Source organism: Paracoccus sp. TOH (genome assembly GCF_030388245.1).
Classification (GTDB): Bacteria; Pseudomonadota; Alphaproteobacteria; order Rhodobacterales; family Rhodobacteraceae; genus Paracoccus; species Paracoccus simplex.
Map to the genome: position 1 here is coordinate 1,085,134 of NZ_CP098361.1, position 24,750 is coordinate 1,109,883.

22 protein-coding genes are annotated in these 24,750 nt (G+C 68.6%); 13 read left to right on the forward strand and 9 right to left on the reverse strand.

Features of this window, described 5'->3' with window-relative positions; genetic code table 11:
• Positions 1–47: 47 nt before the first annotated feature.
• The 3 genes from cysS to NBE95_RS16010 are packed head-to-tail and all read left to right on the forward strand — an operon-like array spanning position 48 to position 3,903.
• The gene (gene cysS / locus NBE95_RS16000; protein ID WP_289895234.1) at positions 48–1,436 is read left to right on the forward strand and encodes a cysteine--tRNA ligase; all 1,389 of its coding nucleotides are present in this window, start codon (positions 48–50) and stop codon (positions 1,434–1,436) included.
• A gap of 32 nt (positions 1,437–1,468) precedes the next feature.
• Complete coding sequence (cimA, locus tag NBE95_RS16005) at positions 1,469–3,091, forward strand: citramalate synthase (RefSeq protein WP_289895235.1); 1,623 nt, start codon at positions 1,469–1,471, stop codon at positions 3,089–3,091.
• The gene (locus tag NBE95_RS16010; RefSeq protein WP_289895236.1) at positions 3,088–3,903 is read left to right on the forward strand and encodes a squalene/phytoene synthase family protein; all 816 of its coding nucleotides are present in this window, start codon (positions 3,088–3,090) and stop codon (positions 3,901–3,903) included. The genes cimA and NBE95_RS16010 overlap by 4 nt, the downstream gene beginning before the upstream one ends.
• A gap of 48 nt (positions 3,904–3,951) precedes the next feature.
• On the opposite strand, the gene eno is transcribed toward NBE95_RS16010, so the two are convergent.
• The 4 genes from eno to NBE95_RS16030 form a co-directional block, all read right to left on the reverse strand.
• The gene (gene eno, locus NBE95_RS16015; RefSeq protein ID WP_289895237.1) at positions 3,952–5,229 is read right to left on the reverse strand and encodes a phosphopyruvate hydratase; all 1,278 of its coding nucleotides are present in this window, start codon (positions 5,227–5,229) and stop codon (positions 3,952–3,954) included.
• A gap of 66 nt (positions 5,230–5,295) precedes the next feature.
• Positions 5,296–6,078 (reverse strand): endonuclease/exonuclease/phosphatase family protein, encoded by a 783-nt coding sequence (locus NBE95_RS16020; RefSeq protein WP_289895238.1) that lies wholly within the window; start codon positions 6,076–6,078, stop codon positions 5,296–5,298.
• Positions 6,079–6,096: 18 nt separating this feature from the next.
• The gene (locus tag NBE95_RS16025) at positions 6,097–7,512 is read right to left on the reverse strand and encodes a protein adenylyltransferase SelO (protein ID WP_289895239.1); all 1,416 of its coding nucleotides are present in this window, start codon (positions 7,510–7,512) and stop codon (positions 6,097–6,099) included.
• A 62-nt stretch (positions 7,513–7,574) separates the two neighbouring features.
• Entirely contained in the window at positions 7,575–7,913 is a 339-nt protein-coding gene (locus NBE95_RS16030; RefSeq protein WP_019352067.1) for an SMR family transporter, read from the reverse strand.
• Positions 7,914–8,055: 142 nt separating this feature from the next.
• On the opposite strand from NBE95_RS16030, the gene obgE reads away from it, so the two are divergent.
• Together obgE and proB are read left to right on the forward strand one after the other, a co-directional pair.
• A complete protein-coding gene (gene obgE, locus NBE95_RS16035; protein ID WP_289895240.1) occupies positions 8,056–9,087 on the forward strand; it encodes a GTPase ObgE in 1,032 nt (343 codons plus the stop codon).
• Positions 9,075–10,187: a glutamate 5-kinase gene (gene proB, locus NBE95_RS16040; protein ID WP_289895241.1), complete on the forward strand. Its 1,113-nt coding sequence runs from the start codon at positions 9,075–9,077 to the stop codon at positions 10,185–10,187. The genes obgE and proB overlap by 13 nt, the downstream gene beginning before the upstream one ends.
• Positions 10,188–10,318: 131 nt before the next feature.
• Here proB and NBE95_RS16045 read toward each other — a convergent pair whose 3' ends face one another.
• Together NBE95_RS16045 and pepN are read right to left on the reverse strand one after the other, a co-directional pair.
• Positions 10,319–11,224 (reverse strand): 1-acyl-sn-glycerol-3-phosphate acyltransferase, encoded by a 906-nt coding sequence (locus tag NBE95_RS16045; RefSeq protein WP_289895948.1) that lies wholly within the window; start codon positions 11,222–11,224, stop codon positions 10,319–10,321.
• A 53-nt stretch (positions 11,225–11,277) separates the two neighbouring features.
• Positions 11,278–13,821, reverse strand: a complete 2,544-nt coding sequence (gene pepN, locus NBE95_RS16050; protein WP_289895242.1) for an aminopeptidase N — start codon at positions 13,819–13,821, stop codon at positions 11,278–11,280.
• Between the two features lie 154 nt (positions 13,822–13,975).
• Between pepN and NBE95_RS16055 the strand changes: the two genes are divergently transcribed.
• The 6 genes from NBE95_RS16055 to NBE95_RS16080 all read left to right on the forward strand — a co-directional run bounded on the left by NBE95_RS16055 (position 13,976) and on the right by NBE95_RS16080 (position 21,188).
• Positions 13,976–14,611, forward strand: a complete 636-nt coding sequence (locus NBE95_RS16055) for a hypothetical protein (protein WP_289895243.1) — start codon at positions 13,976–13,978, stop codon at positions 14,609–14,611.
• 169 nt (positions 14,612–14,780) lie between these two features.
• Complete coding sequence (locus NBE95_RS16060; protein ID WP_289895244.1) at positions 14,781–16,931, forward strand: malate synthase G; 2,151 nt, start codon at positions 14,781–14,783, stop codon at positions 16,929–16,931.
• The gene (locus NBE95_RS16065; protein WP_289895245.1) at positions 16,928–17,371 is read left to right on the forward strand and encodes an isoprenylcysteine carboxylmethyltransferase family protein; all 444 of its coding nucleotides are present in this window, start codon (positions 16,928–16,930) and stop codon (positions 17,369–17,371) included. Before NBE95_RS16060 ends, NBE95_RS16065 begins: the two co-directional genes overlap by 4 nt.
• Before the next feature lie 13 nt (positions 17,372–17,384).
• Complete coding sequence (locus NBE95_RS16070; RefSeq protein ID WP_289895246.1) at positions 17,385–18,065, forward strand: D-lyxose/D-mannose family sugar isomerase; 681 nt, start codon at positions 17,385–17,387, stop codon at positions 18,063–18,065.
• A gap of 95 nt (positions 18,066–18,160) precedes the next feature.
• Positions 18,161–19,735 carry a Re/Si-specific NAD(P)(+) transhydrogenase subunit alpha gene (locus NBE95_RS16075; RefSeq protein ID WP_289894028.1) on the forward strand — a complete coding sequence of 525 codons (1,575 nt, stop codon included), beginning with the start codon at positions 18,161–18,163 and terminating at the stop codon, positions 19,733–19,735.
• Between the two features lie 13 nt (positions 19,736–19,748).
• Entirely contained in the window at positions 19,749–21,188 is a 1,440-nt protein-coding gene (locus NBE95_RS16080; protein ID WP_289894029.1) for an NAD(P)(+) transhydrogenase (Re/Si-specific) subunit beta, read from the forward strand.
• Between the two features lie 69 nt (positions 21,189–21,257).
• Here NBE95_RS16080 and NBE95_RS16085 read toward each other — a convergent pair whose 3' ends face one another.
• Both NBE95_RS16085 and NBE95_RS16090 read right to left on the reverse strand, forming a co-directional pair.
• Complete coding sequence (locus tag NBE95_RS16085; protein ID WP_289895248.1) at positions 21,258–21,527, reverse strand: hypothetical protein; 270 nt, start codon at positions 21,525–21,527, stop codon at positions 21,258–21,260.
• A gap of 148 nt (positions 21,528–21,675) precedes the next feature.
• Positions 21,676–22,185 carry a L,D-transpeptidase family protein gene (locus tag NBE95_RS16090; protein WP_019351923.1) on the reverse strand — a complete coding sequence of 170 codons (510 nt, stop codon included), beginning with the start codon at positions 22,183–22,185 and terminating at the stop codon, positions 21,676–21,678.
• Positions 22,186–22,373: 188 nt separating this feature from the next.
• On the opposite strand from NBE95_RS16090, the gene NBE95_RS16095 reads away from it, so the two are divergent.
• Together NBE95_RS16095 and NBE95_RS16100 are read left to right on the forward strand one after the other, a co-directional pair.
• A complete protein-coding gene (locus NBE95_RS16095) occupies positions 22,374–23,669 on the forward strand; it encodes a DUF3422 domain-containing protein (RefSeq protein WP_289895249.1) in 1,296 nt (431 codons plus the stop codon).
• A 102-nt stretch (positions 23,670–23,771) separates the two neighbouring features.
• Positions 23,772–24,116, forward strand: a complete 345-nt coding sequence (locus NBE95_RS16100) for an ArsC/Spx/MgsR family protein (protein ID WP_289895250.1) — start codon at positions 23,772–23,774, stop codon at positions 24,114–24,116.
• A 7-nt stretch (positions 24,117–24,123) separates the two neighbouring features.
• Here the strand turns inward: NBE95_RS16100 and NBE95_RS16105 are convergent, their stop codons facing one another.
• Positions 24,124–24,732, reverse strand: coding sequence for a YitT family protein (locus NBE95_RS16105; RefSeq protein WP_289895251.1), 609 nt, complete (start codon positions 24,730–24,732; stop codon positions 24,124–24,126).
• Positions 24,733–24,750 lie beyond the last annotated feature (18 nt).

Below are 24,750 nucleotides of genomic sequence, written 5' to 3' on the forward strand. Positions count from 1 at the left end.
AGGCGGGCGGTTCACGGTGACCAGTTGACGCCCGCAAAGGGGAAGTCATGGTCGAGATCAGGCTGACGAATACCAGGACGCGGCGGAAAGAGGTTTTCCGACCCATCGACCCGCAGAACCTGCGGCTGTACCTGTGCGGGCCGACGGTCTATGACCGCGCGCATATGGGCAATGCCCGGCCGGTGGTGGTGATCGACGTGCTGGTGCGCCTGCTGCACCATCTTCACGGCGCGGAGCGCGTCACCTATGTGCGCAACTTCACCGACGTGGATGACAAGATCAACGCCGCCGCCCTGGCCCGCAAGCAGGCCGGCGCCGCCGGTTCGCTGGAGGAACTGATCCGCGAGCGCACGCATGAGACCATCGGCTGGTATCATGCCGACATGGATGCGCTGGGGGCGCTGCGCCCCGATCATGAGCCGCGCGCCACCGACTATATCGCCGAGATGATCGCCATGATCGAGACCCTGATCGCCGGCGGGCATGCCTATGCGCGTGACGGCCATGTGCTGTTCCGGGTGCGCAGCTATGCCGATTACGGCAAGCTCTCGGGCCGCTCCGTCGATGACATGATCGCCGGCGCCCGCGTCGAGGTGGCGCCCTTCAAGGAAGACCCGATGGATTTCGTGCTGTGGAAGCCGTCCGACGACGAGCTGCCCGGCTGGGACAGCCCCTGGGGCCACGGCCGTCCGGGCTGGCATATCGAATGCTCGGCCATGTCCTACGAGCTTCTGGGCGAGAGCTTCGACATCCATGCCGGCGGCATCGACCTGCAATTCCCGCATCACGAGAACGAGATCGCGCAAAGCTGCTGCGCCCATCCGCACGGGCGCTTCGCCAATATCTGGCTGCATAACGAGATGCTGCAGGTCGAAGGCCGGAAGATGTCCAAGTCGCTCGGCAATTTCTTCACCGTGCGCGATCTTCTGGATCAGGGCATCCCGGGCGAGGTGATCCGCTTCGTGCTGCTGTCCACGCATTACCGCAAGCCGATGGACTGGACGACCGAGAAGGCGCGCGAGGCCGAGGCGGTGCTGCGCAAGTGGCACGGCCTTGTCGCGGGCATCGAACCCGCGCCAAGCCCGGCCCCCACCGTGCTGGCCGCGCTTGCCGACGACCTGAATACCGCGGGGGCGATCGCGGCGCTGCACGAGATGGCGGGGCAGGGCGATGCGCCCGGCCTGCTCGCCGGCGCCCGGATGCTGGGGCTGCTGACCGACGATCTGGGCGGCTGGATCGCCGCAGGCCCGGACCTGTCGCCTTGGGCCGAGCGCATGAACGCGCTGCGGGCCGAGGCCAAGGCCCGCAAGGATTTCTCGGCCGTCGATGCGCTCAAGCAATGCCTGGTTTCCGCCGGGGTCGAGGTCCGCATGGGGCCGGCCGGGGTCGAACTTCTGCCCGGCCCGGATTTCGACGCGGCGAAACTGCCCGAATAACCGCATATCAGCCAGCCGAAGGGGCCGCCCCGATGACGCGCCAGCGCCTTTACCTTTACGACACCACGCTCCGCGACGGGCAGCAGACCCAGGGCGTGCAGTTTTCCGCCGCCGAGAAGGCCGAGATCGCGCAGATGCTGGACCAGTTGGGCGTGGATTACATCGAGGGCGGCTGGCCCGGCGCCAATCCGACCGACAGCGATTTCTTCGCCCAGGCGCCCGCGACCCGCGCCACCATGACCGCCTTTGGCATGACCAAGCGCGCGGGCCGCTCGGCCGATAACGACGACGTGCTGGCGGCGGTGACGAATGCCGGCACCCGCGCCGTCTGCCTGGTCGGCAAGACGCATCCCTTCCATGTCCGCGAGGCGCTGGGGATCTCGCTGGCGGAGAATCTCGACAATATCCGCGCCTCGGTCGCGCATCTGGTCGGCTTGGGCCGCGAGGCGCTGTTCGATGCCGAGCATTTCTTCGACGGCCATGCCGAGGATCCCGATTACGCGCTGGCCTGCCTGCGCGCGGCGCTGGAGGCGGGCGCGCGCTGGCTGGTGCTTTGCGACACCAATGGCGGCACCCTGCCCGAGCGGGTGGGGCAGGTGACCCGCGCCGTGATCGCCGGTGGCATCCCGGGCGAGCGGCTGGGCATCCATTGCCATGACGACACCGGCAATGCGGTGGCCTGCACCTTGGCCGCCGTCGATGCCGGGGCGCGGCAGGTGCAGGGCACGCTGAACGGTCTGGGCGAGCGTTGCGGCAATGCCAGCCTGACCAGCATCATCCCCACCCTGTTGCTGAAGGCGCCCTATCGTTCGGTGCTGCAGACCGGCGTCTCGGCCGAGGGGCTGGCCGGGCTGACCCGCATCTCGCGCCGGCTGGACGAGATCCTGAACCGCGCGCCCAGCCGTGCCGCGCCCTATGTCGGCACATCCGCCTTTGCCCACAAGGCCGGGCTGCATGCCAGCGCCATCCTGAAGAATCCCGCCACCTACGAACATGTCGAGCCGGCGACGGTGGGCAACGAGCGCATCATCCCGATGTCCAACCAGGCCGGGCAATCGAACCTGCGCGCCCGGCTGGGCGAGGCGGGGATCGAGGTCGGCCGCGACGATCCGGCGCTGGCGCGGATCCTCGACCTGGTCAAGGCGCGCGAGGATGCCGGCTATGCCTATGATGGCGCCCAAGCCAGTTTCGAGCTGCTGGCGCTGGCCGAACTGGGTCGGATGCAGCATTACTTCTCGGTCGAGCGCTACCGTGTCACCGTCGAGCGGCGCCGGAACGCGCTGGGGAAACGCATCTCGGTTTCCGAGGCGGTGGTGGTGGTGCAGATCGGCGGCGAGCGCATGCTCTCGGTCAGCGAAAGCATGGACGAGCTGGGTCAGGACCGCGGCCCGGTCAACGCGCTGTGGCGGGCGCTGGCCAAGGATCTGGGCCCCTATCAGGCGGCCATCGACGACATGCATCTGGTGGATTTCCGCGTCCGCATCACCGGCGGTGGCACCGAGGCGGCGACCCGGGTCATCATCGACAGCGCCGACGGCCAGGGCCATCGCTGGTCCACGGTCGGCGTGTCGCCCAATATCGTCGATGCCAGTTTCGAGGCGCTGGTCGACGCGATCCGCTGGAAGCTGATCCGCGACCGGGTGGCCCCGGCATGAGCCTGCAGGATTGCGCCGAGGCGCTGCGAGCGCATGATCCCGACCGTTTCGGCATCTGCCTGCTGGCGCCGGCCGGGGCCCGGCCGAAGCTCATGACGCTTTATGCGCTGAACCTTGAGCTGGCGCGGGCGCCGCTGGCCTCGGCCGAGCCGCTGATCGCCGAGATGCGCCTGCAATGGTGGATCGAACGGCTGGAGGATATCGGCGCCGGCAAGCCGCAAGCGCATGAGTTGCTGACGCCGCTGGCCGAGGCCTGGGGGCCGCGCGCCGCCGCTTTCGCCGTGCTGGCGGAAGCGCGGCGCCGGGATGCGGCGCGCGAGCCGCTGGACGGGCCGGATGCCGTCGCTGCCTATGTGCGGGACACGGCGGTGCCGCTGACCGTGTTTGCCGCCGAGGCCCTGGCGGGCACCGCCGGGGGCTTCGCGCCCCCGGACCCCCGCGGGGTATTTTCCAAACGGAGAAACACGGGCGCGGCGCGCGTCATCGCCGCCCAGGCCGAGGGGGTGGGGCTTGCGCATTGGCTGGCCGCGCTGCCGGCGCTGCAGGGGCTCGGGCTCGGTCTTTGGGATCCGTCGGCCGAGGCGTTGGGGCGGATCGCTGACCAGGCCGGCGCGCGGCTGGCCGAGGCCAAGGCGCAGCGCCGCCATATGCCGCGCCGGCTGGCGCCGGCGCTGTTTCCGGGCGCCGGCATCCGGGCGGTTTTGCAGGCGGCGCCGCGGGGGATCGAGGCGCTGGCCGGCGTTGCGCCCTCGGAATTCCGCCGCCGCCTGGCGCTTGGCGGTTTCGCGCTGACGCAGCGCTGGTGGAGATGAAAAGGGCGGCCCCCCGGGCCGCCCTGCGTCATTCGGGTGGCGCGGAAGTCAGCCGCGCAGGATCGACCGCCCGGCATACTCGGCGGTGGCGCCCAGCATTTCCTCGATGCGGATCAGCTGGTTGTATTTCGCCAGCCGGTCCGAGCGCGCCAGCGAGCCGGTCTTGATCTGGCCGCAATTGGTCGCCACGGCCAGATCGGCGATGGTCGCGTCCTCGGTCTCGCCCGAGCGGTGCGACATCACCGAGGTATAGCGCGCCCGGTCGGCCATGCGCACCGCGTCCAGCGTCTCGGTCAGGGTGCCGATCTGGTTCACCTTGACCAAGAGCGAGTTGCCGCAGCCCCGGGCGATGCCCTCGGCCAGACGGGCCGGGTTGGTCACGAAGAGGTCGTCGCCCACCAGCTGCACCCGGTCGCCCAGCGTGTCGGTCAGCAGTTTCCAGCCGTCCCAGTCGTCCTCGGCGCAGCCGTCCTCGATCGACAGGATCGGGTAGTCGTTGCAGAGCGCTTCCAGGTAGGCGACGTTCTCGGCCGGGCTCAGCGACTTGCCCTCGCCGGCCATCTCGTATTTGCCGCCCTTGAAATACTCGGTCGAGGCGCAGTCCAGCGCCAGCATGATGTCGTCGCCGGGCTGGTAGCCGGCCTTCTCGATGGCCCTGAGGATGAAGTCCAGCGCGTCGCGGGTCGAGCTGAGATTCGGCGCGAAGCCGCCCTCGTCGCCGACGCCGGTGGCGAGGCCCGCGGCGGAGAGTTCCTTCTTCAGCGTGTGGAATACTTCCGAACCCATGCGCACGGCTTCGCGGATGTTCTCCGCCGCCACCGGCATGATCATGAATTCCTGGATGTCGATCGGGTTGTCGGCATGTTCGCCGCCGTTGATGATGTTCATCATCGGCACCGGCAGCACGCGGGCGCCGGCGCCGCCGACATAGCGGTAGAGCGGCTGCGAGCAGGCCTCGGCCGCGGCCTTGGCCACCGCCAGCGACACGCCGAGGATGGCATTGGCGCCCAGCCGGCCCTTGTTCGGGGTGCCGTCCAGCTCGATCATCATGCGGTCGATGGCGACCTGTTCGGTCGCGTCCTCGCCGATCAGGTTCTCGGCGATCTCGCCGTTGACGGCGGCGACGGCTTCCAGCACGCCCTTGCCCAGGTAGCGCGCCTTGTCGCCGTCGCGTTTCTCGACCGCCTCATGCGCGCCGGTCGAGGCGCCCGAGGGCACCGCCGCCCGGCCCATGGTGCCGTCTTCCAGCGTCACATCGACCTCGACCGTCGGATTGCCCCGGCTGTCCAGAATCTCGCGCGCGAAAATGTCGATGATGGCCGTCATGTCTGCGTCCCTCTTCCTGACGAGTGTTGGCCGCTGTTTAGCCGACGGGGGCCGGACGGGAAAGCGTCATTCTGCCCCGGCCACCCCGTCCTGGCCGGGAATGCGCGAGGTGATGCGCGCCGGATGATAGCCGCAGGGCACCTCCTCATGCGCATCGACCGCCAGGTCGGCCCAGACCGGCAGATGGTCCGAGGCCTGCCGTGCGGTGTCGTTGTCGAGGACGCCGCAACCCAGCACCTCGATGCTGCGCGAGACGGCGAAGCGGTCGTAGCGCAGGCGCGGGAAGGGGGCGGGCCAGCTTGGGCCGGGGGTGACGACGCGCAGCGCCTCCAGCGCCTCGAGCCCGCGCGAATCGTGCCATTCGTTGAAATCGCCGGTCAGCGCCAGCCGGTCGTGGCCGATGCGCCGGGCTTGGGCGATGATGCGCGACAGCTGCGCGCGGCGCGACGAGCGGATCAGCCCCAGATGCACCGCCACCACCGTCAGGCCGGGCAGGCGCAGCACCAGCGCGCCGCGCGGCTCGATCCCCGGCAGCGGCAGGCGGCGGATCTCGGCCTTGTCGCGCAGTTCCGGCCGCAACAGGATGGTCTGGCCGTGCCAGCCCAGCGAATTCTCGCCGGTGCCGACGAACGGCGCGGGCACCATGCCGGTGGTCTTTTCGATCAGCTTGCGCGGCAGCGCCTCGGGTCGGGCGCCGAAGCGGAAATCGACCTCTTGCAGGGCGATCACGTCGGCGCCCAGCTCGGCGATGACGGAGAGATTGCGTTCGGGTGCATGCGGGCCGGTCATGCCGCGGCACTTGTGCAGGTTGTAGCTGGCCAGTCTCAGTTGGTCGGGGTTTTTCGACATGGGGCCTTTCGCTGCCGCTCAGGTGCCGCAGAAGGTGCGGCGGACGATTTCGTCTGGCGCGGGGGCCAGCGCATAGGGCTGCCAATCCGACCGGTCCTCGAAAGGCGCGCGCAGCGCCGCGTCGAGCGCGTGGAAGGGCGCGTAATCGCCCTCGCGCCCGGCGGCGATGGCTTCCTCGATGCGGTGGTTGCGCGGAATGCGGCGCGGATTGGCGCGCGCCATGACCTGCGCGGCATCGGGCAGGTCGCGGATGCGCGCCTGCCAGCCCTCGGCCCAGGCGTCGAACTGCTCGGGCGCGGCGAATGCGCCGCGGGCGCTGCCATCCGCCAGCCCGGCGAAGGTGCGGGTGAAATCCGCCTCCTCGGCCGCCATCAGCGTCAGCAGCCGCTCGATCAGCGCCCGGTCCTCGGGGCGCGGCGCGGCAATGCCCAGCTTGGCGGCGAAGCGTTTCAGCCATTCGGCCTGATACAGGTTCGGGAAGCTGTGGACGATGCGCGTCGCCTCGGCCACCGCCGCGTCGTCATTGCCCATCAGCGGCACCAGGCAGCTGGCGAATTGCGCCAGGTTCCAGACGGCGATGTTCGGCTGCTCGTTCCAGGCATAGCGGCCGTGGGCGTCGATCGAGCTGAACACCTTGTCGGGCCGGTAGCCGTCCATGAAGGCGCAGGGGCCATAGTCGATGGTCTCGCCCGAGATCGACATGTTGTCGGTGTTCATCACCCCATGGATGAAGCCGAGTGCCATCCAGCCGGCGATGGTCGCCGCCTGCCGCTCGACCACGCGCTGCAGCAGCTCTCCGGGCCCCGAGGCATCGGGATAGTGCCGGGCGATGACGTGATCGGTCAGCAGCTGCAGCCGCTCGCGGTCGCCGCGGGCGGCGTAGAACTCGAAGGTGCCGACGCGGATATGGCTGGCGGCGACGCGGGTCAGCACCGCGCCGGGCAGCAGCGTCTCGCGGATCACCGTCTCGCCGGTGGTGACGGCGGCCAGCGCCCGCGTGGTCGGGATGCCGAAGGCCGCCATGAACTCGCTGACCAGGTATTCGCGCAGCACCGGTCCCAGCCAGGCCCGGCCGTCGCCCCGGCGCGAGAAGGGCGTCGGCCCGGCGCCCTTCAGCTGGATGTCGAAACGCGTGCCGTCCGGCGCCACCACCTCGCCCAGCAGCACCGCGCGCCCGTCGCCCAGCTGCGGCACGAAGCCGCCGAACTGGTGGCCGGCATAGGCCTGGGCGATGGGCTCGGCCCCCTCGGGCAGGGCGTTGCCGGCCAGCATCGCCACGCCCTGGGGGCTGGCGAGCCAGTCGGCATCCAGGCCCAGCCGCTCGGCCAGCGGCCGGTTCAGCGCCACCAGCTTCGGGTCGCGCACCGGCGTCGGTCGGGTGCGGGTGAAGAAACCTTCCGGCAGTCGGGCATAGCTATTGTCGAAGCGGATCATCGCGGCCCTCCATTTCGACATTATCTAACCGCGATTGCCGGAATGTTAAGGGCGTATCGGGCTCAATGCGTCACGCTGCCCGAGAACAGGTTCACGATGATGACACCCGCGACGATCATGGTCAGCCCGACCACGGCCGCGAAATCCAGTCTCTGGCCGAAGACGAACAGCCCGATCAGCGACACCAGCACGATCCCCAGCCCGCTCCAGATCGCATAGGCGATGCCCAGCGGCATGGCCCTGAGCGCCAGCGACAGGAAATAGAACGAAGCCGCGTAGCACAGCCCCATCAGCAGCGTCGGCACCAGCCGGGTGAACTGTTCGCTGCGTTGCAGGAAGGTGGTGCCGACAACCTCCAGGGTGATGGCGGTGAAAAGCGTGGCATAGGTCAGGACCGGCATGGCGTCTCCACTGGTTCGTCGCCGGCCCATCTAGCCAGAGGCACGAGGGAAAGTCACGCCGTCCCGGCAGCGTGCCCTTGAACCGAATGGCCCAAGCGCGTATCCCACCCCTGCCTCATTTCCGCCGCAAGGATGCCGCCCCGTGAAATTTCTCGATCTCGCCAAGGTCTATGTCCGCTCGGGCGGCGGGGGCGCAGGCTGCGTGTCCTTCCGCCGCGAGAAATTCATCGAATATGGCGGGCCGGACGGCGGTGATGGCGGTCGCGGCGGCGATGTCTGGGCCGAGGCGGTGGATGGGCTGAACACGCTGATCGACTTCCGCTTCCAACAGCATTTCTTCGCCAGGTCCGGCGGCCACGGCATGGGCGCACAGCGCACCGGCGCCTCGGGCGACGACATCGTGCTGCGCGTCCCGGTCGGCACCGAGATCCTCGAGGAGGATCAGGAAACCGCGATCGCCGATCTGACCGCGCCCGGACAGCGGGTGCTGCTGGCCAGGGGCGGCAATGGCGGCTTCGGCAACCTGCATTTCAAATCCTCGACCAACCGCGCGCCGCGCCACGCCAATCCCGGCCAGCCGGGGGTCGAGCGCACGCTGTGGCTGCGGCTGAAGCTGATCGCCGATGCCGGGCTGGTCGGCCTGCCCAATGCCGGGAAATCCACCTTCCTGTCTGCGGTCTCGAACGCCCGGCCCAAGATCGCCGACTATCCCTTCACCACGCTGCACCCGAATCTGGGCGTGGTGGGTGTGGACGGGCATGAATTCGTCATGGCCGACATTCCCGGCCTGATCGAGGGCGCGTCCGAGGGCAGGGGACTCGGCGACCAGTTCCTGGGCCATGTCGAACGCTCGCGCGTGCTCTTGCACCTGGTCGACGGCACCGCCGAGGACGTGGCGCAGGACGCCCGCACCATCCTGACCGAGCTGGAAGCCTATTCCCCGGCGCTGGCGGACAAGCCGCGGGTGACGGCGCTGAACAAGATCGACGCGCTCGACCCCGAGACGCTGGCCGAGCGCCAGGCGGCGCTCGAGGCCGAGATCGGCGGCCCGGTGCTCTTGATGTCCGGCGTCTCGCGCGAAGGCGTGACCGAGGTGCTGCGCGCGCTCTGGTCGCGCATCGCGCCCTCGCGCAAGCCGGCCGAGGATCGGGAAGACAAGCCGTGGCAGCCGTGACGCCTGAACTCGGCCGCGCGCAGCGGCTGGTGGTCAAGATCGGCTCGGCGCTTCTGGTGGACGGCGCCGGGCTGCGTGCCGAATGGCTGCGCGGGCTCTGCGACGACGTGGCCCAGGCGCGGGCGCGGGGCACGGATGTGGTGCTGGTCTCCTCGGGCGCCATCGCGCTCGGGCGGCAGGTGCTGGGCCTGCCCGCCGGCCCCCTGCGGGTCGAGCAGTCGCAGGCCGCCGCCGCCGTCGGCCAGATCAGGCTGGCCCGCGCCTATGAGGAGGCGCTGGCGCCGCATGGCGTCAAGACCGCGCAGCTGCTGGTGACGCTGGATGACACCACCGACCGGCGCCGCTACCTGAACAGCCGCGCCACCATGCAGACGCTGCTGGGTCTCGGCGTGGTGCCGATCGTGAACGAGAATGACACGGTGGCCACCGACGAGATCCGTTTCGGCGACAATGACCGGCTGGCGGCGCAGATCGCGGTGACCTGTGGCGCCGACCAGCTGCTGCTGCTTTCCGACGTGGACGGGCTCTACACCGCCAATCCCAAGACCGACCCCTCGGCACGCCACCTGCCGGTGGTCGAACAGATCACCCCCCAGATCGAGGCCATGGGCGGCGATCCGATCTCGGGCGTCAGCAAGGGCGGCATGAAGACCAAGCTGCTGGCGGCCCGCACGGCGGTGGCGGGCGGCTGCGCCATGGCGATTGCCGAGGGTTCGGTGCTGAACCCGCTTTCCGCCGTGAAGAACGGCGCCCGGGCGACCTGGTTCCTGCCCGATACCGACCCGCAGGCGGCGCGCAAGCGCTGGATTGTGGCCATGAAACCCAAGGGCGAAATCACCGTCGATGCCGGCGCGGCGCGGGCGCTGGGACAAGGCAAATCGCTGCTGCCCGCCGGCGTGACCGCGATCTCGGGCCGCTTCGGCCGCGGCGATCCGGTGGTGGTGCAGGACGGCGCGGGCGCGCGGCTGGCCTGCGGCCTCGTGCGCTATTCCTCGACCGAGGCGCGCGCCATCGCCGGCCATCGCAGCGACGAGATCGAGGGCATCCTCGGCTATCCCGGCCGCGCCGCGCTGGTCCATCGCGACGACATGGTGGTGTGACAGCTTCCCCGGGGGCTTCGCGTCAAGGCCGCATGGGTATTTGAGAAACGGTGAAAGCGGTGCGGCGCCCCTGCCATTCACCGTTTCTCAAATACCCATGCAACCCTTCGGGGGTGGACCGCCGCAGCCCTTCACTCGATCGGGTGCGGCTTGGCGAGCGCGTGGCGGCGCTGGAACAGGCCGCGGATCTGCGACATGCGCGCGGCATTCCGGCCCGGCGCCGGCAGGGCCAGAACGGCATCGCGCAGCTGTGCGATGCCGTCCTCGCTGCGGCCGGGCAGGGTGGCGGGCTGGATCGGCGCGCCGATCGTGACGCGGAAGGGTTGGCCCGCCTTGTTCAGCACCTCGTTGAACAGCGTCACGTCTCGCAGGGTCGGGTGGATGGCGTCGAGCAGGTAGAACAGCGCCGAGTTTCGGGCCCGGATGCGCAGCGGGATGACCGGCGCGTCGAATTTCTTCGCGATCATCGCGGCGCTGGCCATCCAGGGCCGTTCGTGCAGCGTCAGGCCCTGGCGCTTGGCCAGCCGGCCCGAGGGGAAGATCAGCCCGATCCGCCCGCGGCCCAACGCCTCGCGCGTGTAATCCATGGTGGCGCGGGTCTTGGCGTGGCTGCGCTTTTCGACCCGCCATTCCACCGGCGCAATCAGGCTGTCGAATTGCGGCAGGATGCGCAGGATGTCGTGATTGGCATAGACGAACAGGTCGTCGCGCACCGCTGCGATCACCGCGTTCAGCACGATGCCGTCGGCGATGCCGGTCGGGTGGTTCGAGACGATCAGCGCCGGGCCGGTGGCCGGGATATGCTCGAGCCCCTCGACCTGCAGGTCGCGCAGGATCAGCGCCGCCAGGCGGCGCATGATCTCGTCGGTCGGCAGGTCGCGGTATTCGGCTGCCAGGTCCAGCGTGCGCGGATAGCGCAACAGCCACATCAGCGCCTGGCGCGCCAGCGCGTGGTGCCGTCGACCGGAAAAAAGCCACGGCGCCCGCTCGGCAATCAGCGGATCAAGGCGTTGGGTCATGTCCTTGCGGGCATCCATGCGGCCAGTATTGCCGTGCCCGCCGGGTGCCCGCAAGAGTGGTTCGGCCATGGTCAGACGCCACCGGCAAGGATGCGCGTAACCATCTCGGCGCTGTTGCGCGACAGGCCCTTCATGGCCGCCAGGCGGCCGAGCGCGGCGCGGGCCCGGGCCTGGCGGCCGGCATCGTAGCGCGTCCAGGTCTCGAAGGCCGAACACATGCGCGCCGTGGTCTGCGGGTTCACCGGATCGAGCCGCATCAGCCAGTCCACGGTGAAGGCATAACCCGAGCCGTCGGCGGCGTGGAAGGCGGCGTGGTTGGCGGTCAACCCGCCGATCAGGGCCCGGAAGCGGTTGGGATTCATCCAGTCGAAATCCGGCCGGCCGGCCAGTTCGCGGGCGCGGGCCACGGCGCGTTCGGGCGCGGCGCGCAGCGCCTGGACCATGAACCACTTGTCCATGACCAGACGGTTGCCGGAAAATTCCCGGGCAAAACCGGCCAGCGCCGCCTCGTCCCGGCCGGCGGCGATCAGGCATTCCAGCGCGCCCTGCCGCTCGGTCATGTTCGAGGCGGCGCCGAACAGCGCCTCGGCCCGCGTGCCGTCGTCGAGGCGCGACAGAAGGCCCAGGCAGGCCAGCCGCAGGCTGCGCCGCGCCGCGCCCTCGGCATCGGGCCGGTAGGGGCCGGGGGTCTGCATCACCTCGTAAAGCCGCGCCAGCGCCGGCTCATGCGCCCGGGCGATGTCGCGGGCCAGCGTCTCGCGCCCGGCATGAATGGCGTCGGGGTCGGGAATGCCGCCGCGCGCGGCGATGGTGGTGGCGATCTCTTCCTCGCCCGGCAGCGCCAGGCACAGCGCGGCGAAGGCCGGGCCGGTCTCGGCATCGTCGAGCAACCCGCCGATGGCGCGGCTGAACGCCGCCCCGCCCTCGGCTCCGGTGGCGCGGGCGATCAGCCCGTCCAGCGCCAGGTCGTGGCCGGCCTGCCAGCGCGCGTAAGCGTCGGTGTCATGCGCCAGCAGCAGTGCCTGTTCGTCCGCGGCGATCTCGCGCGCGACGCTCACCGGGGCCGAGAAGCCGCGCAACAGCGAGACCACCGGCCGGGCGCCCAGCCCGTCGAAGCGGAAGCTCTGCTCGGCCTCGGTCATCTCCAGCACCGTGGTCGGTAGCACCTCGTCGCCATTGGGGCCGATCAGGCCAAGCGCGATGGGGATCACCCGCGGCGGCTTTTCCGGCTGGCCGGGGGTGGGCGCGGTTTCCTGGCGGAAGGTCAGGGTCAGCCGGCCGTCGCGCCAGTCCTCGGCCAATGTCAGCCGGGGGGTGCCGGCATCGGTATACCAGCGCTTGAATTGGGTCAGGTCGCGGCCGGTCGCGTCCTCGAAGACCTTGATCCAGTCCTCGATGGTGCAGGCCTGGCCATCATGGCGGTCGAAATACAGGTCGAGCGCCCGGCGATAGCCGTCGTCACCGACCAGCCGCTTGAGCATGCCGATGACCTCGGCACCCTTTTCATAGACCGTGGCGGTATAGAAGTTGTTGATCTCCTGGTAATTGTCCGGCCGCGGCGGATGCGCAAGCGGTCCGGCATCCTCGCGGAACTGCCGCGCGCGCAGGGTCTGCACGTCATGGATGCGCTTGACCGCCGCCGAGCGCATGTCGCTGGTGAACTGCTGGTCGCGGAACACCGTCAGCCCTTCCTTCAGACAAAGCTGGAACCAGTCGCGGCAGGTGATGCGGTTGCCGGTCCAGTTGTGGAAATACTCATGGCCGATCACGCCTTCGATGCGCTCGTAATCGCCGTCGGTCGCGGTTTCGGCGCTGGCCAGCACCAGCTTGGAGTTGAAGATGTTCAGCCCCTTGTTCTCCATCGCGCCCATGTTGAAATCGTCAACGGCGACGATGTTGAACACGTCGAGATCGTATTCGCGGCCATAGGCCTCCTCGTCCCATTTCATCGAGCGGATCAGCGATTCCATCGCATAGCCGGCGCGGTCCTGGTCGCCGGGCCGCACCCAGACGTTCAGCGCCACCGCGCGGCCCGCCATCGTGGTGAAGCTGTCCGAAATCGCCACCAGATCGCCCGCGACCAGCGCGAACAGATAGGCGGGCTTCGGCCAGGGATCGTGCCAGACCGCCTGGCCCGGCGCGCTGGAGACCGGGTTGCCGTTCGACAAGAGCACCGGCTTGTCGGAACGGACGGTGACGCGGAAGGGTGCCATCACGTCCGGGCGGTCGGGATACCAGGTGATGTGGCGGAAGCCCTCGGCTTCGCATTGCGTGCAGAACATGCCGCCCGAAAGGTAGAGCCCTTCCAGCGCGGTATTGGCCTCGGGGTCGATCTCGACCTCGGCCGAGAAGGTGAAGGCGTCGGGCAGTTCGGCGGCGGGGATCACCAGCCGCCCGGCTTCGGCCCGCTGCGGGTCAAGCGGGCGGCCGTCGATGGCAAGGGCCAGCGTCTTCAGCCCGGCGCCGTCCAGCACCAGATCGCCCGCATGCTTGCGGCGGAAGTCGATCTGCGAACGCACCCGCGTCGCGCGGGGGGCGAGATCGAATTCCAGCCGGGTCTCGGCAATCTGGAACGGATAGGGGCGCCAGTCGGCGAGATATTGCGTGACGGTCATGCGGGCACCCTCCGGGCAGGTGAAAAAAAACGGGGGCACAGGGGAACTTGTGCGAAACCCAAGTGTTAGACGCAGGATAGCCGGGTCGCAAGCCGGGGCCTCGCCCCCTAGGCGCCCAGCCGCAAGCAAGAAGCAGAAGAGCGAGGACCTCTCAATGGCCAACTACGACCCGAACGATCCGAAACGGACGGAAAGCACCGATCCTCATCGCCCGGCCGCCGCGCCCGAGAACTATGTCGAGCCGGTCGAGCGCCGCGCCTCGCCGCTGCCGCTGATCATCGGCATCCTGCTGGCGCTGGCGATCGCCTATTTCGTGCTGCAGTATTTCATGGGAAGCAGCGAGGTGGGCACCACCGGCGAGGATGCCGCCGTGACCACCACCGAGCCGGCCGATACCGCGCCGGCGGTGACCGGAACCACCACCGAACCCGCTGCCGACGCGGCTGCGGATGCGGCGGATGACGCTGCCACCGCTGCCGATACCGCCGCCACCGCGGCCGGCGACGCTGCCGACGATGCCGCCACCGCGGCCGAGAATGCCGGCGCCGCCATGGGCGAGGCGGCCGAGGATGCCGCGAATGCCGCTGGCGAAGCCGCCCAGAACGCCGCCGATGCCGCGGGCGAGGCCGGCGCGGCCGCGCAGGATGCCGCCGAAAGCGCCGCCGATGCCGCTGGCGAGGCGATGCAGAACGCGGGCGAGGCGGTGGACAATGCCATCACCGTCGAAGAGCCGACGACGCCGCCGCCGGCCGACACCACCACCACGACCACGCCGCCCGCCAACAACTGAGCTGCGGCTGCAGGATCATGCCGCCGTCCGGTCCCCGGGCGGCGGATTTTCAATTTTTCTGGAATGCTGAATTGCGGAATCCTTAAGGGCGGTGCCGGTTGAAACAGGGCTGGGTTTGGCATACCACGGTGCACCAAACCAGCCGGACAATGAAGCAAGGGGAAGTGCGATGGGTCGCGTGGAAAAGGCAGGATTGCGGGTGGACGAGACGCTTGCCGCCTTCATCAACGAGCGTGCGCTGCCCGGCAGCGGCGTCGAGCCGCGCCGTTTCTGGGAAGGGCTCTCGGCCCTGATCCATGAGTTCGGCCCGCGCAACCGGGCCTTGCTGGCCCGGCGCGACGAACTGCAATCGGCCATCGACGCCTGGCATGTCGCGCAGCGTGGCAAGCCGCAGGATGCCGGCGCATACCGCGATTTCCTGACCGAGATCGGCTACCTGGTCCCCGAGGGCGAGGATTTCCAGATCGAGACGCCCGAGACCGATCCGGAATTTTCCAGCATCGCCGGACCGCAACTGGTGGTGCCGATCACCAATGCGCGCTATGCGCTGAACGCCGCCAACGCCCGCTGGGGCAGCCTTTATGACGCGCTTTACGGCACCGATGCGCTCGGCGACCTGCCGCAGGGCAAGGGCTACGACGCCGCCCGCGGGGCGCGGGTGATCGCCTGGGGCCGCGACTTTCTCGACACCGCCGCGCCGCTGGCCGAGGGTTCCTGGGCCGGGATCGAGGCGCTCTCGGTCAGGGATGGCACGCTGGTCCCCGCGTTGCGCGACACCGGCCGCTTCGCCGGTTATCGCGGCGAGGCGGGAAAGCCGACCGACATCTTCCTGAAGAACAACGGCCTGCTGATCCGCATCGTGATTGATCCGTCCAAGCCGGTGGGCGCGCAGGACCGGGCCGGAATCGCGGATATCGTCATCGAGTCGGCGCTGTCGGCGATCCTGGATTGCGAGGATTCCGTCGCCTGCGTCGATGGCGAGGACAAGGCGCTGGCCTATGCCAACTGGCTGGGCCTGATGGACGGCACCCTGGCCGAAGAGGTCGAGAAGGGCGGCAAGACCTTCACTCGCCGCCTGAACCCCGACGTCACTTTCACCGGCCCCGACGGCTCGGAAGTCACCGCCAAGGGCCGGGCGCTGATGCTGGTCAGGAATGTCGGCCATCTGATGACCACCCCCGCCGTGCTGGACCGCGAGGGGAACGAGGTCTACGAGGGGCTGCTTGACGCCATGGTCACCGCGCTCTGCGCCAAACGCGACCTGGACCGCGAGGAAGGGCCCCGGAACTCGGTCACCCGGTCGATCTATGTGGTGAAGCCCAAGATGCACGGTCCGGAGGAGGTCGCCTTCGCCTGCGAGATCTTCGATTTCGTCGAGGAGGTGCTGGGCCTGCCCCGCCATACCGTCAAGCTGGGCATCATGGACGAGGAGCGCCGCACCTCGGCCAATCTCGGGGAATGCATCCGTGCCGCGAAGCATCGGGTTGCCTTCATCAATACCGGCTTCCTGGACCGCACCGGGGACGAGATCCACACCTCGATGGAGGCAGGCGCCATGCTGGCCAAGGGCGAGATGAAGGCGCAGCCCTGGATCTCGGCCTATGAGGATCGCAACGTCGATATCGGTCTGGCCTGCGGCTTGGCCGGCAAGGCGCAGATCGGCAAGGGCATGTGGGCGATCCCGGACAAGATGGCCGAGATGCTGGAACAGAAGATCGCCCATCCCATGGCCGGTGCCAACACCGCCTGGGTGCCCAGCCCGACCGCGGCGACGCTGCACGCGACGCATTACCACAAGGTCGATGTCTTTGCCCGCCAGGCCCAGATCGCGGCGTTGCGCCGGCCCGCGCGGCTCGACGACCTGCTGACCATCCCGCTGGCCGGCGGCCGCAACTACAGCGCGGCCGAGATCGCCCGCGAGCTGGAGAACAATTGCCAGGGCATCCTGGGCTATGTGGTGCGCTGGATCGACCAGGGCGTCGGCTGCTCGAAGGTGCCGGACATCAACGACGTGGGCCTGATGGAGGACCGGGCGACGCTGCGCATCTCGGCGCAATCGCTGGCGAACTGGCTGCATCACGGCATCGTCACCGACCGGCAGGTCATGGACGCCTTCCGCAAGATGGCCATGGTGGTGGACCGCCAGAATGCCGGCGACCCGGCATACCGGCCGATGGCGCCCGGATATGACGGCGTGGCCTTCCAGGCCGCCTGCGACCTGGTCTTCCTGGGCCGCGTGCAACCCTCGGGCTATACCGAGCCGGTGCTGCATGCCCGCCGCCTGCAGGCCAAGGCCGAACAGGCGCAGAAGGCGGCGTGACCCGGCTGGCCGCCCTGCCGCAGGCCTGGCTGGTGCTTTTCGCAGCGGCCGGGCTGGGCCTGGGATGGTTGCTGCCGCTGAACCTGCCGCCGCTGCTGCGCGGCGCCGGCCTGCTTCTGGTCGCGGCCGGGCTGGGGCTGATGCTTTGGGCGGCGCTGACCATGCGCCGCGCCCGCACCACCGTCATGCCCGGCCGCCGCCCCGAGGCCTTGGTCGAGGCCGGGCCGTTCCGCTTTTCCCGCAATCCGATCTATCTGGGCGACGTGATTCTGCTGGCCGGCCTGATGCTGGCACTGTCCGCACCGCTGGGCCTGGCGCTGCTGCCGGTCTTCGTCTGGCTGTTGCAGGACCGCTTCATCCGGAAGGAGGAAGAAGTGATCGCCGCCGCCTTCGGTTCCGCCTACGACCGGTATAGGCTGCGGGTCAGGCGCTGGATCTAGCAGGAGGGGGCCCATGGAACGCTCGCGCATCAACAGGATCATGGCCGAGGCGGCCGAGTTGATCGGCAGGGCGGGCTTTCACCTGCCGCCCTTTGCGCATTGGAGCCCGGACGAATTTCGCGCCCGCGCCACCCCCGCCATCCGCGACGGTCGGCTGGGTTGGGACATCACCGATTACGGACAGGGCGATTTCGACCGGCTCGGCCTGTTTCTCTTTACCCTGCGCAACGGCCGGCTGACCGACCTGCATGCCGGGCGCGGCATGGTCTATGCCGAAAAGCTGCTGATTTCGCAGGAAAACCAGATCAGCCCGATGCATACCCACGTCATCAAGACCGAGGATATCATCAACCGCTGGGGCGCGACGCTGGCGATCCGGCTCTGCGGTTCTGACGCGCAGGGGCGCATGGACCGGGCTGCGCCCTGCCGGGTCGATTGCGACGGCATCGCGCGCGAGGTGGCGCCGGGCGGGGTGCTGCGGCTGGCGCCGGGCGAATCCGTGACCCTGCGGCCCGGCGATTGGCACGAATTCTGGGCCGAGGGCGGGCCGGTGCTGATCGGCGAGGTGTCGACGGTCAATGACGACCTGACCGACAATATCTTCGCAGCCCCGATCGGCAGGTTCGCGAATGTCGTCGAGGACGAGCCGCCGCTGCATCTTCTGGTTAGCGATTACGATTCTGACGTGGCGTAACATTTACGGATTAGACCCGCGGTCGCGCCCTTGTGAAAGATTATTGCGCTCTGCTATGGGGGACGTTGGAAGTCGCTAACAGGGGAGATCGCCTGGTGAAGATCGGCGGATTGAGAGAGCGTTTTGATGGGGAGGCCCGGGTTTCTGTGACGCCGTCCTCTGCGGCGCATCTGCGCAAGCTGGGGCACTCGGTGTTCGTGGAAGCTGGCGCGGGGGTTCGTGCGGGGTTTTCCGATGCGGCCTATGAGGCGGCCGGGGTGACGGTTCTGCCGGACGCCGCGGCGCTGATCGGCGCGGTCGAGGTGGTGACCAAGGTGCGGCCGCCCGAGCCGGCGGAGCTGCGGCAGATGCGGCGCGGCCAGACGCTCATCAGCCATTTCTGGCCGGCGCAGAACGCCGAGCTGCTGGAACTGGCGCGCGAACAGGGCGTCACCGCCATCGCCATGGACATGGTGCCGCGGATCTCGCGCGCGCAGAAGATGGATGCGCTCAGCTCGATGGCCAATATCGCCGGCTACCGGGCGGTGATCGAGGCGGCGAACAATTTCGGCCGCTTCTTCACCGGCCAGGTCACCGCGGCGGGCAAGGTGCCGCCGGCCAAGGTGCTGGTGGTCGGCGCCGGCGTCGCCGGGCTGGCGGCCATCGGCGCCGCGGTCAGCCTGGGCGCGCAGGTCTATGCCTTCGACGTGCGCCCGGAAGTGGCCGAGCAGATCGAATCCATGGGCGCCGAATTCGTCTATCTGGACTTCCAGGACCAGGTGCAGGACGGCGCCGCCACCGGCGGCTATGCCGCGCCCTCCTCGCCCGAGTTCCGCGAAAAGCAGCTCGAGAAGTTCCGCGAACTGGCGCCGCAGATGGACATCGTCATCACCACGGCGCTGATCCCCGGCCGCGACGCGCCGAAGCTGTGGACCGCCGACATGGTCGCGGCGATGAAGACCGGCTCGGTCATCGTCGATCTGGCGGCCGAGCGCGGCGGCAATTGCGACCTGACCGTCCCGGACGAGCGCATCGTCACCGAAAACGGCGTGGTGATCGTCGGCTATACCGATTTCCCGTCGAGGATGGGCGCGCAAGCCTCGGAACTTTATGGAAACAACATCCGCCACATGCTGGCCGACCTGACGCCGGGCAAGGACGGCGTCATCGTGCAGAACATGGAGGACGACGTGATCCGCGGCGCCACCGTCGCCTTTGACGGCGACGTGACCTGGCCGCCGCCGCCGCCCAAGGTCGCGGCCATCGCCGCCCAGAAGCCGCGCGAGAAGCCGAAGGAGCTGACCCCCGAGGAGCGGCGCGAGAAGGAGGCGGCCGCGTTCCGCGCCCAGACCCGGTCGCAGGTGACGCTGCTTGGCGCGGGCGCGGCGCTGATGCTGCTGGTCGGGCTGTTCGCCCCGGCATCGTTCCTGTCGCATTTCATCGTCTTCGTGCTGGCGGTCTTCGTCGGCTTCCAGGTGATCTGGAACGTCAGCCATTCGCTGCACACGCCCTTGATGGCGATCACCAACGCCATCTCCTCGATCATCATCGTCGGCGCGCTCTTGCAGATCGGCTCGGGCGGCTGGCTGGTGGTGGCTCTGGCGGCGCTGTCGGTGCTGATGGCGGGCGTCAACATCTTCGGCGGCTTCCTGGTCACGCGCCGGATGCTCGCCATGTTCCAGAAGTCGTAAGGGGAGAGGGCGCATGGAATACGGATTCACCACCGCCGCCTATGTGGTCGCGGCCGTGCTGTTCATCCTGTCCCTGGGCGGGCTCTCGGGTCAGGAAAGCGCCAAGCGCGCGGTCTGGTACGGCATCGCGGCCATGGCGCTGGCCGTGGTCGCGACGCTGATCGGGCCGGGCTACGGCAATTGGGGGCTGACGCTGATCATGCTGGCCATCGGCGGCGCCGTGGGCTGGGTCGTGGCCAAGCGGGTGCAGATGACCGAGATGCCGCAGCTGGTCGCGGCCATGCACAGCCTGGTCGGCCTGGCCGCGGTGCTGATCGGCTTCAACGCCCAGTTCGAGCTCTCGCGGGTGCTGCGCGCCCGCGCCGCCGACGCGGCGGCCGAGTTCCACGGCTTCGCCGCGGTGCTGGCGCACAAGACCCCGGCCGAGATCGCCATGCTCAAGGTCGAGGTGGCGCTGGGGATCTTCATCGGCGCGGTGACCTTCACCGGCTCGATCGTGGCCTTCGGCAAGCTGGCCGGCAGGATCGACGGCAAGCCCCGCAAGCTGCCCGGCGGGCACGCGCTGAATGCCGGCGCGGCGGCTCTGTCGCTGCTGGCGGTCGTCCTTTACTGCACCACCGGGGCGCCGGTGCTGTGGCTGGTGCTGATCACGCTGCTGGCCTTCTTCATCGGCTATCACCTGATCATGGGCATCGGCGGCGCCGACATGCCGGTGGTGGTGTCGATGCTGAACAGCTATTCCGGCTGGGCGGCGGCGGCGATCGGCTTCACGCTGGGCAACGACCTGCTGATCGTGGTGGGCGCGCTGGTCGGCTCCTCGGGTGCGATCCTGAGCTACATCATGTGCAAGGCGATGAACCGCAACTTCGTCAGCGTGATCCTGGGCGGCTTCGGCGGCGAGACCGGCCCGGCGATGGAGATCGAGGGCGAGCAGGTGGCGATCGACGCCGACGGCGTGGCGGCGGCCTTGAACGAGGCCGACGAGATCATCATCGTGCCGGGCTATGGCATGGCGGTGGCGCAGGCGCAGCAATCGGTGTCGGAGCTGACCCGCAAGCTGCGCGCCCAGGGCAAGAGCGTGCGCTTCGCCATCCACCCGGTGGCGGGGCGGCTGCCCGGGCACATGAACGTGCTTCTGGCCGAGGCCAAGGTGCCCTATGACATCGTGCTGGAGATGGACGAGATCAACGAGGATTTCCCGAATACCGACGTGGTGATCGTGATCGGCTCGAACGACATCGTGAACCCGGCGGCGCAGGAGGACCCGAACAGCCCCATCGCCGGCATGCCGGTGCTGGAGGTCTGGAAGGCGAAACAGGTGTTCGTCAGCAAGCGCGGCCAGGGCACCGGCTATTCCGGCATCGAGAACCCGCTGTTCTACAAGGAGAACACCCGCATGTTCTATGGCGACGCCAAAAAGTCCCTCGACCAGCTCCTGCCCATGATCGAGTGAACCCAGCACGGCAAAAAAACAGCAAAGCGGGCCGGAAGGCCCGCTTTTCTTTTGGCGTTACCGCCGCCGTCAGGTGGCGTCGAGCATCGACTTGATGACCTCGGCAGGCAGGGCGGGATGCACCGCCAGCTTGCGGGTGCGCCTGCCCTTGCGCGGGATCAGCAGCGCGCAGCGCGTGGCAAGGGCTTGCGACCGCGCGGCCGAGCTTTTCACGATCAGCCCGGCCCGCCAGCGGGAATGCGGCCCGAAACGCATGACGCTTTCGATGACGCCGGGCACATAGCCCTCGGTCTCGGCTGAATCGATCAGCGCATCATGGATGATGGGGGGCAGATACATGGCGGTGGTGACTCGGAAAGATAAAATTGGACGCATCCAATCTGGTAATCCTTCACGGCGCGGATTTGTATCTGCCCTTTTGCACAGGTCTGCCATACAAGTGAAAGGCGTGAGTCTGGCGATGACTTCGCCCGGCGGCTGAACCGGTTCAGGGCGTGATCAGGATCGGCGTGCCGTCGCGGACCATGGAATAGATGTCCTCGACCTCCTCGTCGGTGACGGCGATGCAGCCGGCGGTCCAGTCGGAGCGCAGCCTGGACAGTGTCTGGCCCTCGGGGCCCTGGCCGTGGATGAAGATGTCGCTGCCGGCGCTGCGTCCCAGCGAGGCCGCCAACGCCGAATCCTGCACGTTCGGATAGGAGACGCCGATCGACAGGTGGTAGCGGCTGTCGGGGTTGCGGCGGTCGATGTAATAAAGCCCCTCGGGGGTCTTGCCGTCGCCTTCGAACTGCTTGTGGCCGATGGGCTCGTTGCCCAGCCCGATGCGATAGGCCTTCAGCACGGTATTGCCGCTGAGCAGCAGCATCTGCCGCGCGCCCTTGTTGACCACGATCTGCGTGACCGGCGGGCCGGAATAGGTCTTGAACTTGCTGGGCGCGCAGGCGGCGAGTCCCAGGATAAGCGCCATGGCGATGAGACGACCCAGCCAAGCTGTCATGCGATGCCCTCGATCCGGTGTTTTGCCTTATTTTGCCCGTCTTGCCGCTGCCGGGCAATGACGTCGGCCTTCACGAAGTGCTGATGCGGCCCGGTCCATCGCCTCGAAGCCGTGGCAGATTTGCAAGATCGACAGCATCCTTGGGCTTTCCTGTTGCGGGAAAGACGCCGCCCGCTAAACATGCGGGCATGACCGACGATGACGAACATCCGCTGCGCTATGCCCTGGTGAACGAGCTTCACGCCCGGCCTTCGCCGCGCCTGAAGGCGCCGTGCACGGCGGTGTTCCTGGCCATCAAGGAACCGCGCGACGCCGCCAATCGCGACCGGAGGCGCGACGTGGCGCATCTGGCCGAGCTTTGCGCCCGCCACGGCGCGCCGCATCCCGATGCCAGCGCCGGCCATTACGCGGCGCAGCTGGGCCGGCAGCAGTTGCGCTGGGAAAGCCATACCGAATTCGTGACCTATGCCGCCTTTGCGCCGGGGCTGCCGCCGCGGCCCTTCGATCCCTCGGCCGGGGCGATCTTTCCCGACGACTGGCAGCATCATGCGCCGGGCAAGCGCATCGCCGCGGTGATGATCCAGATCGATTTTCTGCCCGACGACCCGGCCGAGATCATGCCGCGGCTCAGGGAATGGTTCGCCGCCGACAGCCTCGCCTCGGTCTGGGTGCTCGAGGAGGCGGCGGTGGTCGCGGGCGATTTCCGCATCGACCCGGACGGCTGGATGCGCTTTGCGCTGTTCGTCAAGCCCGGCACCCAATCGGGCCGCATCGGCCGCATGGTGCAGCGGCTGACCGACCTGGAAACCTATCGCGCCATGTCCATGCTGGGTCTGGGCGGCGCCCGGCAGCTGACCGAACAGCTGAACGCGCTGGACCCCAAGCTCAACGACATCCTCCAGGGCATGAGCGACGATTCCCGCCCGGCCGATGCGGTGCTGCACGATCTGCTGATGGTTTCGGCCCGGCTGGAGCGCACGGCCACGCAGCAGGCCTTCCGCTTCGGCGCCACCGCCGCCTATGAGGCGATCGTCATGGACCGCGTCACCTCGCTGCGCGAATCGCGCTTCATGGGCGGGCAGATGCTGACCGAATTCATGGCCCGCCGCTATCACCCGGCCATGCGCACGGTGAAATCGGCCGAGAAGCGGCTGGCCGCCATGCTGGACCGCAGCGAGCGCGCGGGCGAGTTGTTGCGCACCCGCGTCGATGTGCAGCGCAGCGCCCAGAACCAGGAGCTGATGCAGCGCATGGATCGCCGCGCCGACCTGCAATTGCGGCTGCAGCACACGGTCGAGGGGCTGTCGGTCGTGGCGATCAGCTATTACGCCGTCGGGCTGCTGGGCTATGCGCTTTATCCGCTGGCCCATGCGCTGCATGTCGACAAGGCGGTGCTGATCGCCGCGCTGACCCCGATCGCGGTGCTGAGCGTCTGGCTGGGCATGCGGCGCATCCGGGCCCGGCTGCATGACGCCCAGCATTGAGACCCCCAACCGGCAAAGGAGCCCGATCTTGCGACTAGTTCCCTTCTTCAGCGTCCTGCTGGCCCTTGCGGGCTGCGGCGTGCCCCTGGTTCCGCTGGTCTGATGGCGGGGCGGCTCAGCATGTATGGCCTTGGCCATTGCTCGACCTGCCAGAAGGCGCAGGCCGAGCTGGAGGCGGCGGGTTGGCAGGTCGAGTTCCGCGACGTCGCCAAGGCGCCGCTGGATCAGGACGAATGGCGGCGCATGATCGCGGATTTCGGCGAGAAGCTGGTCAACCGCGCCAGCCTGACCTGGCGCGGCATGTCCGAGGCGGAACGCGCCGGCACGCCCTTGCAGATGCTGTCGGCCAAGCCCTCGCTGATGAAGCGCCCGGCCATCGTCCAGGACGACAAGCGCTTGCTGGGCTGGACCGCGAACGTCAAGCGCGCGCTGGGGGTGGCGGCCTAGCCGCCGCTCAGACGATGTAACGGTCGCGGCGGTGGTTGATGGCGATCACCAGGTTCAGCACCAGCGCGCCCAGGAAGGACCAGGCCACGGTCGTCTCGTCGCGCAGCGTCAGCGCCACGGCGAAGATCAGCGCGTCGAAGATCAGCTGCGTCCAGCCGGCCCGGAAGCCGGTGGCGTCCTGCAGGTAAAGCGCGACGATGCCCACCCCGCCCAGCGAGGCGCCATGGCGGAACAGCGCCAGCAGCGCCGAGCCGGTCAGCAGCCCCACCAGCAGCGCGCCGACCGCCGGATGGACAGGACCGAATTCCAGCCCGTGCGGCAGCAGCGCCACCAGAATCGACATGGCACCCACGGCGATGAAGGATTTCAGCATGAAGGCCAGGCCCAGCCGTCGGTAGCCCAGCCAGTAGAAGGGCAGGTTCACCGCGAAGAACACCGGCGCGAAGCCCCAGCCGGTGGCATAAGAGATCAGGATCGCCAGCCCGGCGGTCTGGCCGGTGACGAAGCCCAGATGCGTCAGCAGCAGCACGCCGACGGCGGCCATGAAACTGCCATAGGCGAGGCCTTGCGCATCCTCGATGACGCTGTGGCGGGCGGGGGAACCATTGTCGCTCATGCGCCCCGTGATGCCCCG

What these genes read in the sequence shown, in the direction of transcription:
- cysS (WP_289895234.1), top strand. Translation starts at nt 48, where the DNA reads ATGGTCGAGATCAGGCTGACGAATACCAGGACGCGGCGGAAAGAGGTT.
- cimA (WP_289895235.1), top strand. Translation starts at nt 1,469, where the DNA reads ATGACGCGCCAGCGCCTTTACCTTTACGACACCACGCTCCGCGACGGG.
- NBE95_RS16010 (WP_289895236.1), top strand. Translation starts at nt 3,088, where the DNA reads ATGAGCCTGCAGGATTGCGCCGAGGCGCTGCGAGCGCATGATCCCGAC.
- eno (WP_289895237.1), bottom strand. Translation starts at nt 5,229, where the DNA reads ATGACGGCCATCATCGACATTTTCGCGCGCGAGATTCTGGACAGCCGG.
- NBE95_RS16020 (WP_289895238.1), bottom strand. Translation starts at nt 6,078, where the DNA reads ATGTCGAAAAACCCCGACCAACTGAGACTGGCCAGCTACAACCTGCAC.
- NBE95_RS16025 (WP_289895239.1), bottom strand. Translation starts at nt 7,512, where the DNA reads ATGATCCGCTTCGACAATAGCTATGCCCGACTGCCGGAAGGTTTCTTC.
- NBE95_RS16030 (WP_019352067.1), bottom strand. Translation starts at nt 7,913, where the DNA reads ATGCCGGTCCTGACCTATGCCACGCTTTTCACCGCCATCACCCTGGAG.
- NBE95_RS16045 (WP_289895948.1), bottom strand. Translation starts at nt 11,224, where the DNA reads ATGGATGCCCGCAAGGACATGACCCAACGCCTTGATCCGCTGATTGCC.
- pepN (WP_289895242.1), bottom strand. Translation starts at nt 13,821, where the DNA reads ATGACCGTCACGCAATATCTCGCCGACTGGCGCCCCTATCCGTTCCAG.
- NBE95_RS16055 (WP_289895243.1), top strand. Translation starts at nt 13,976, where the DNA reads ATGGCCAACTACGACCCGAACGATCCGAAACGGACGGAAAGCACCGAT.
- NBE95_RS16060 (WP_289895244.1), top strand. Translation starts at nt 14,781, where the DNA reads ATGGGTCGCGTGGAAAAGGCAGGATTGCGGGTGGACGAGACGCTTGCC.
- NBE95_RS16070 (WP_289895246.1), top strand. Translation starts at nt 17,385, where the DNA reads ATGGAACGCTCGCGCATCAACAGGATCATGGCCGAGGCGGCCGAGTTG.
- NBE95_RS16080 (WP_289894029.1), top strand. Translation starts at nt 19,749, where the DNA reads ATGGAATACGGATTCACCACCGCCGCCTATGTGGTCGCGGCCGTGCTG.
- NBE95_RS16085 (WP_289895248.1), bottom strand. Translation starts at nt 21,527, where the DNA reads ATGTATCTGCCCCCCATCATCCATGATGCGCTGATCGATTCAGCCGAG.
- NBE95_RS16090 (WP_019351923.1), bottom strand. Translation starts at nt 22,185, where the DNA reads ATGACAGCTTGGCTGGGTCGTCTCATCGCCATGGCGCTTATCCTGGGA.
- NBE95_RS16095 (WP_289895249.1), top strand. Translation starts at nt 22,374, where the DNA reads ATGACCGACGATGACGAACATCCGCTGCGCTATGCCCTGGTGAACGAG.
- NBE95_RS16100 (WP_289895250.1), top strand. Translation starts at nt 23,772, where the DNA reads ATGGCGGGGCGGCTCAGCATGTATGGCCTTGGCCATTGCTCGACCTGC.
- NBE95_RS16105 (WP_289895251.1), bottom strand. Translation starts at nt 24,732, where the DNA reads ATGAGCGACAATGGTTCCCCCGCCCGCCACAGCGTCATCGAGGATGCG.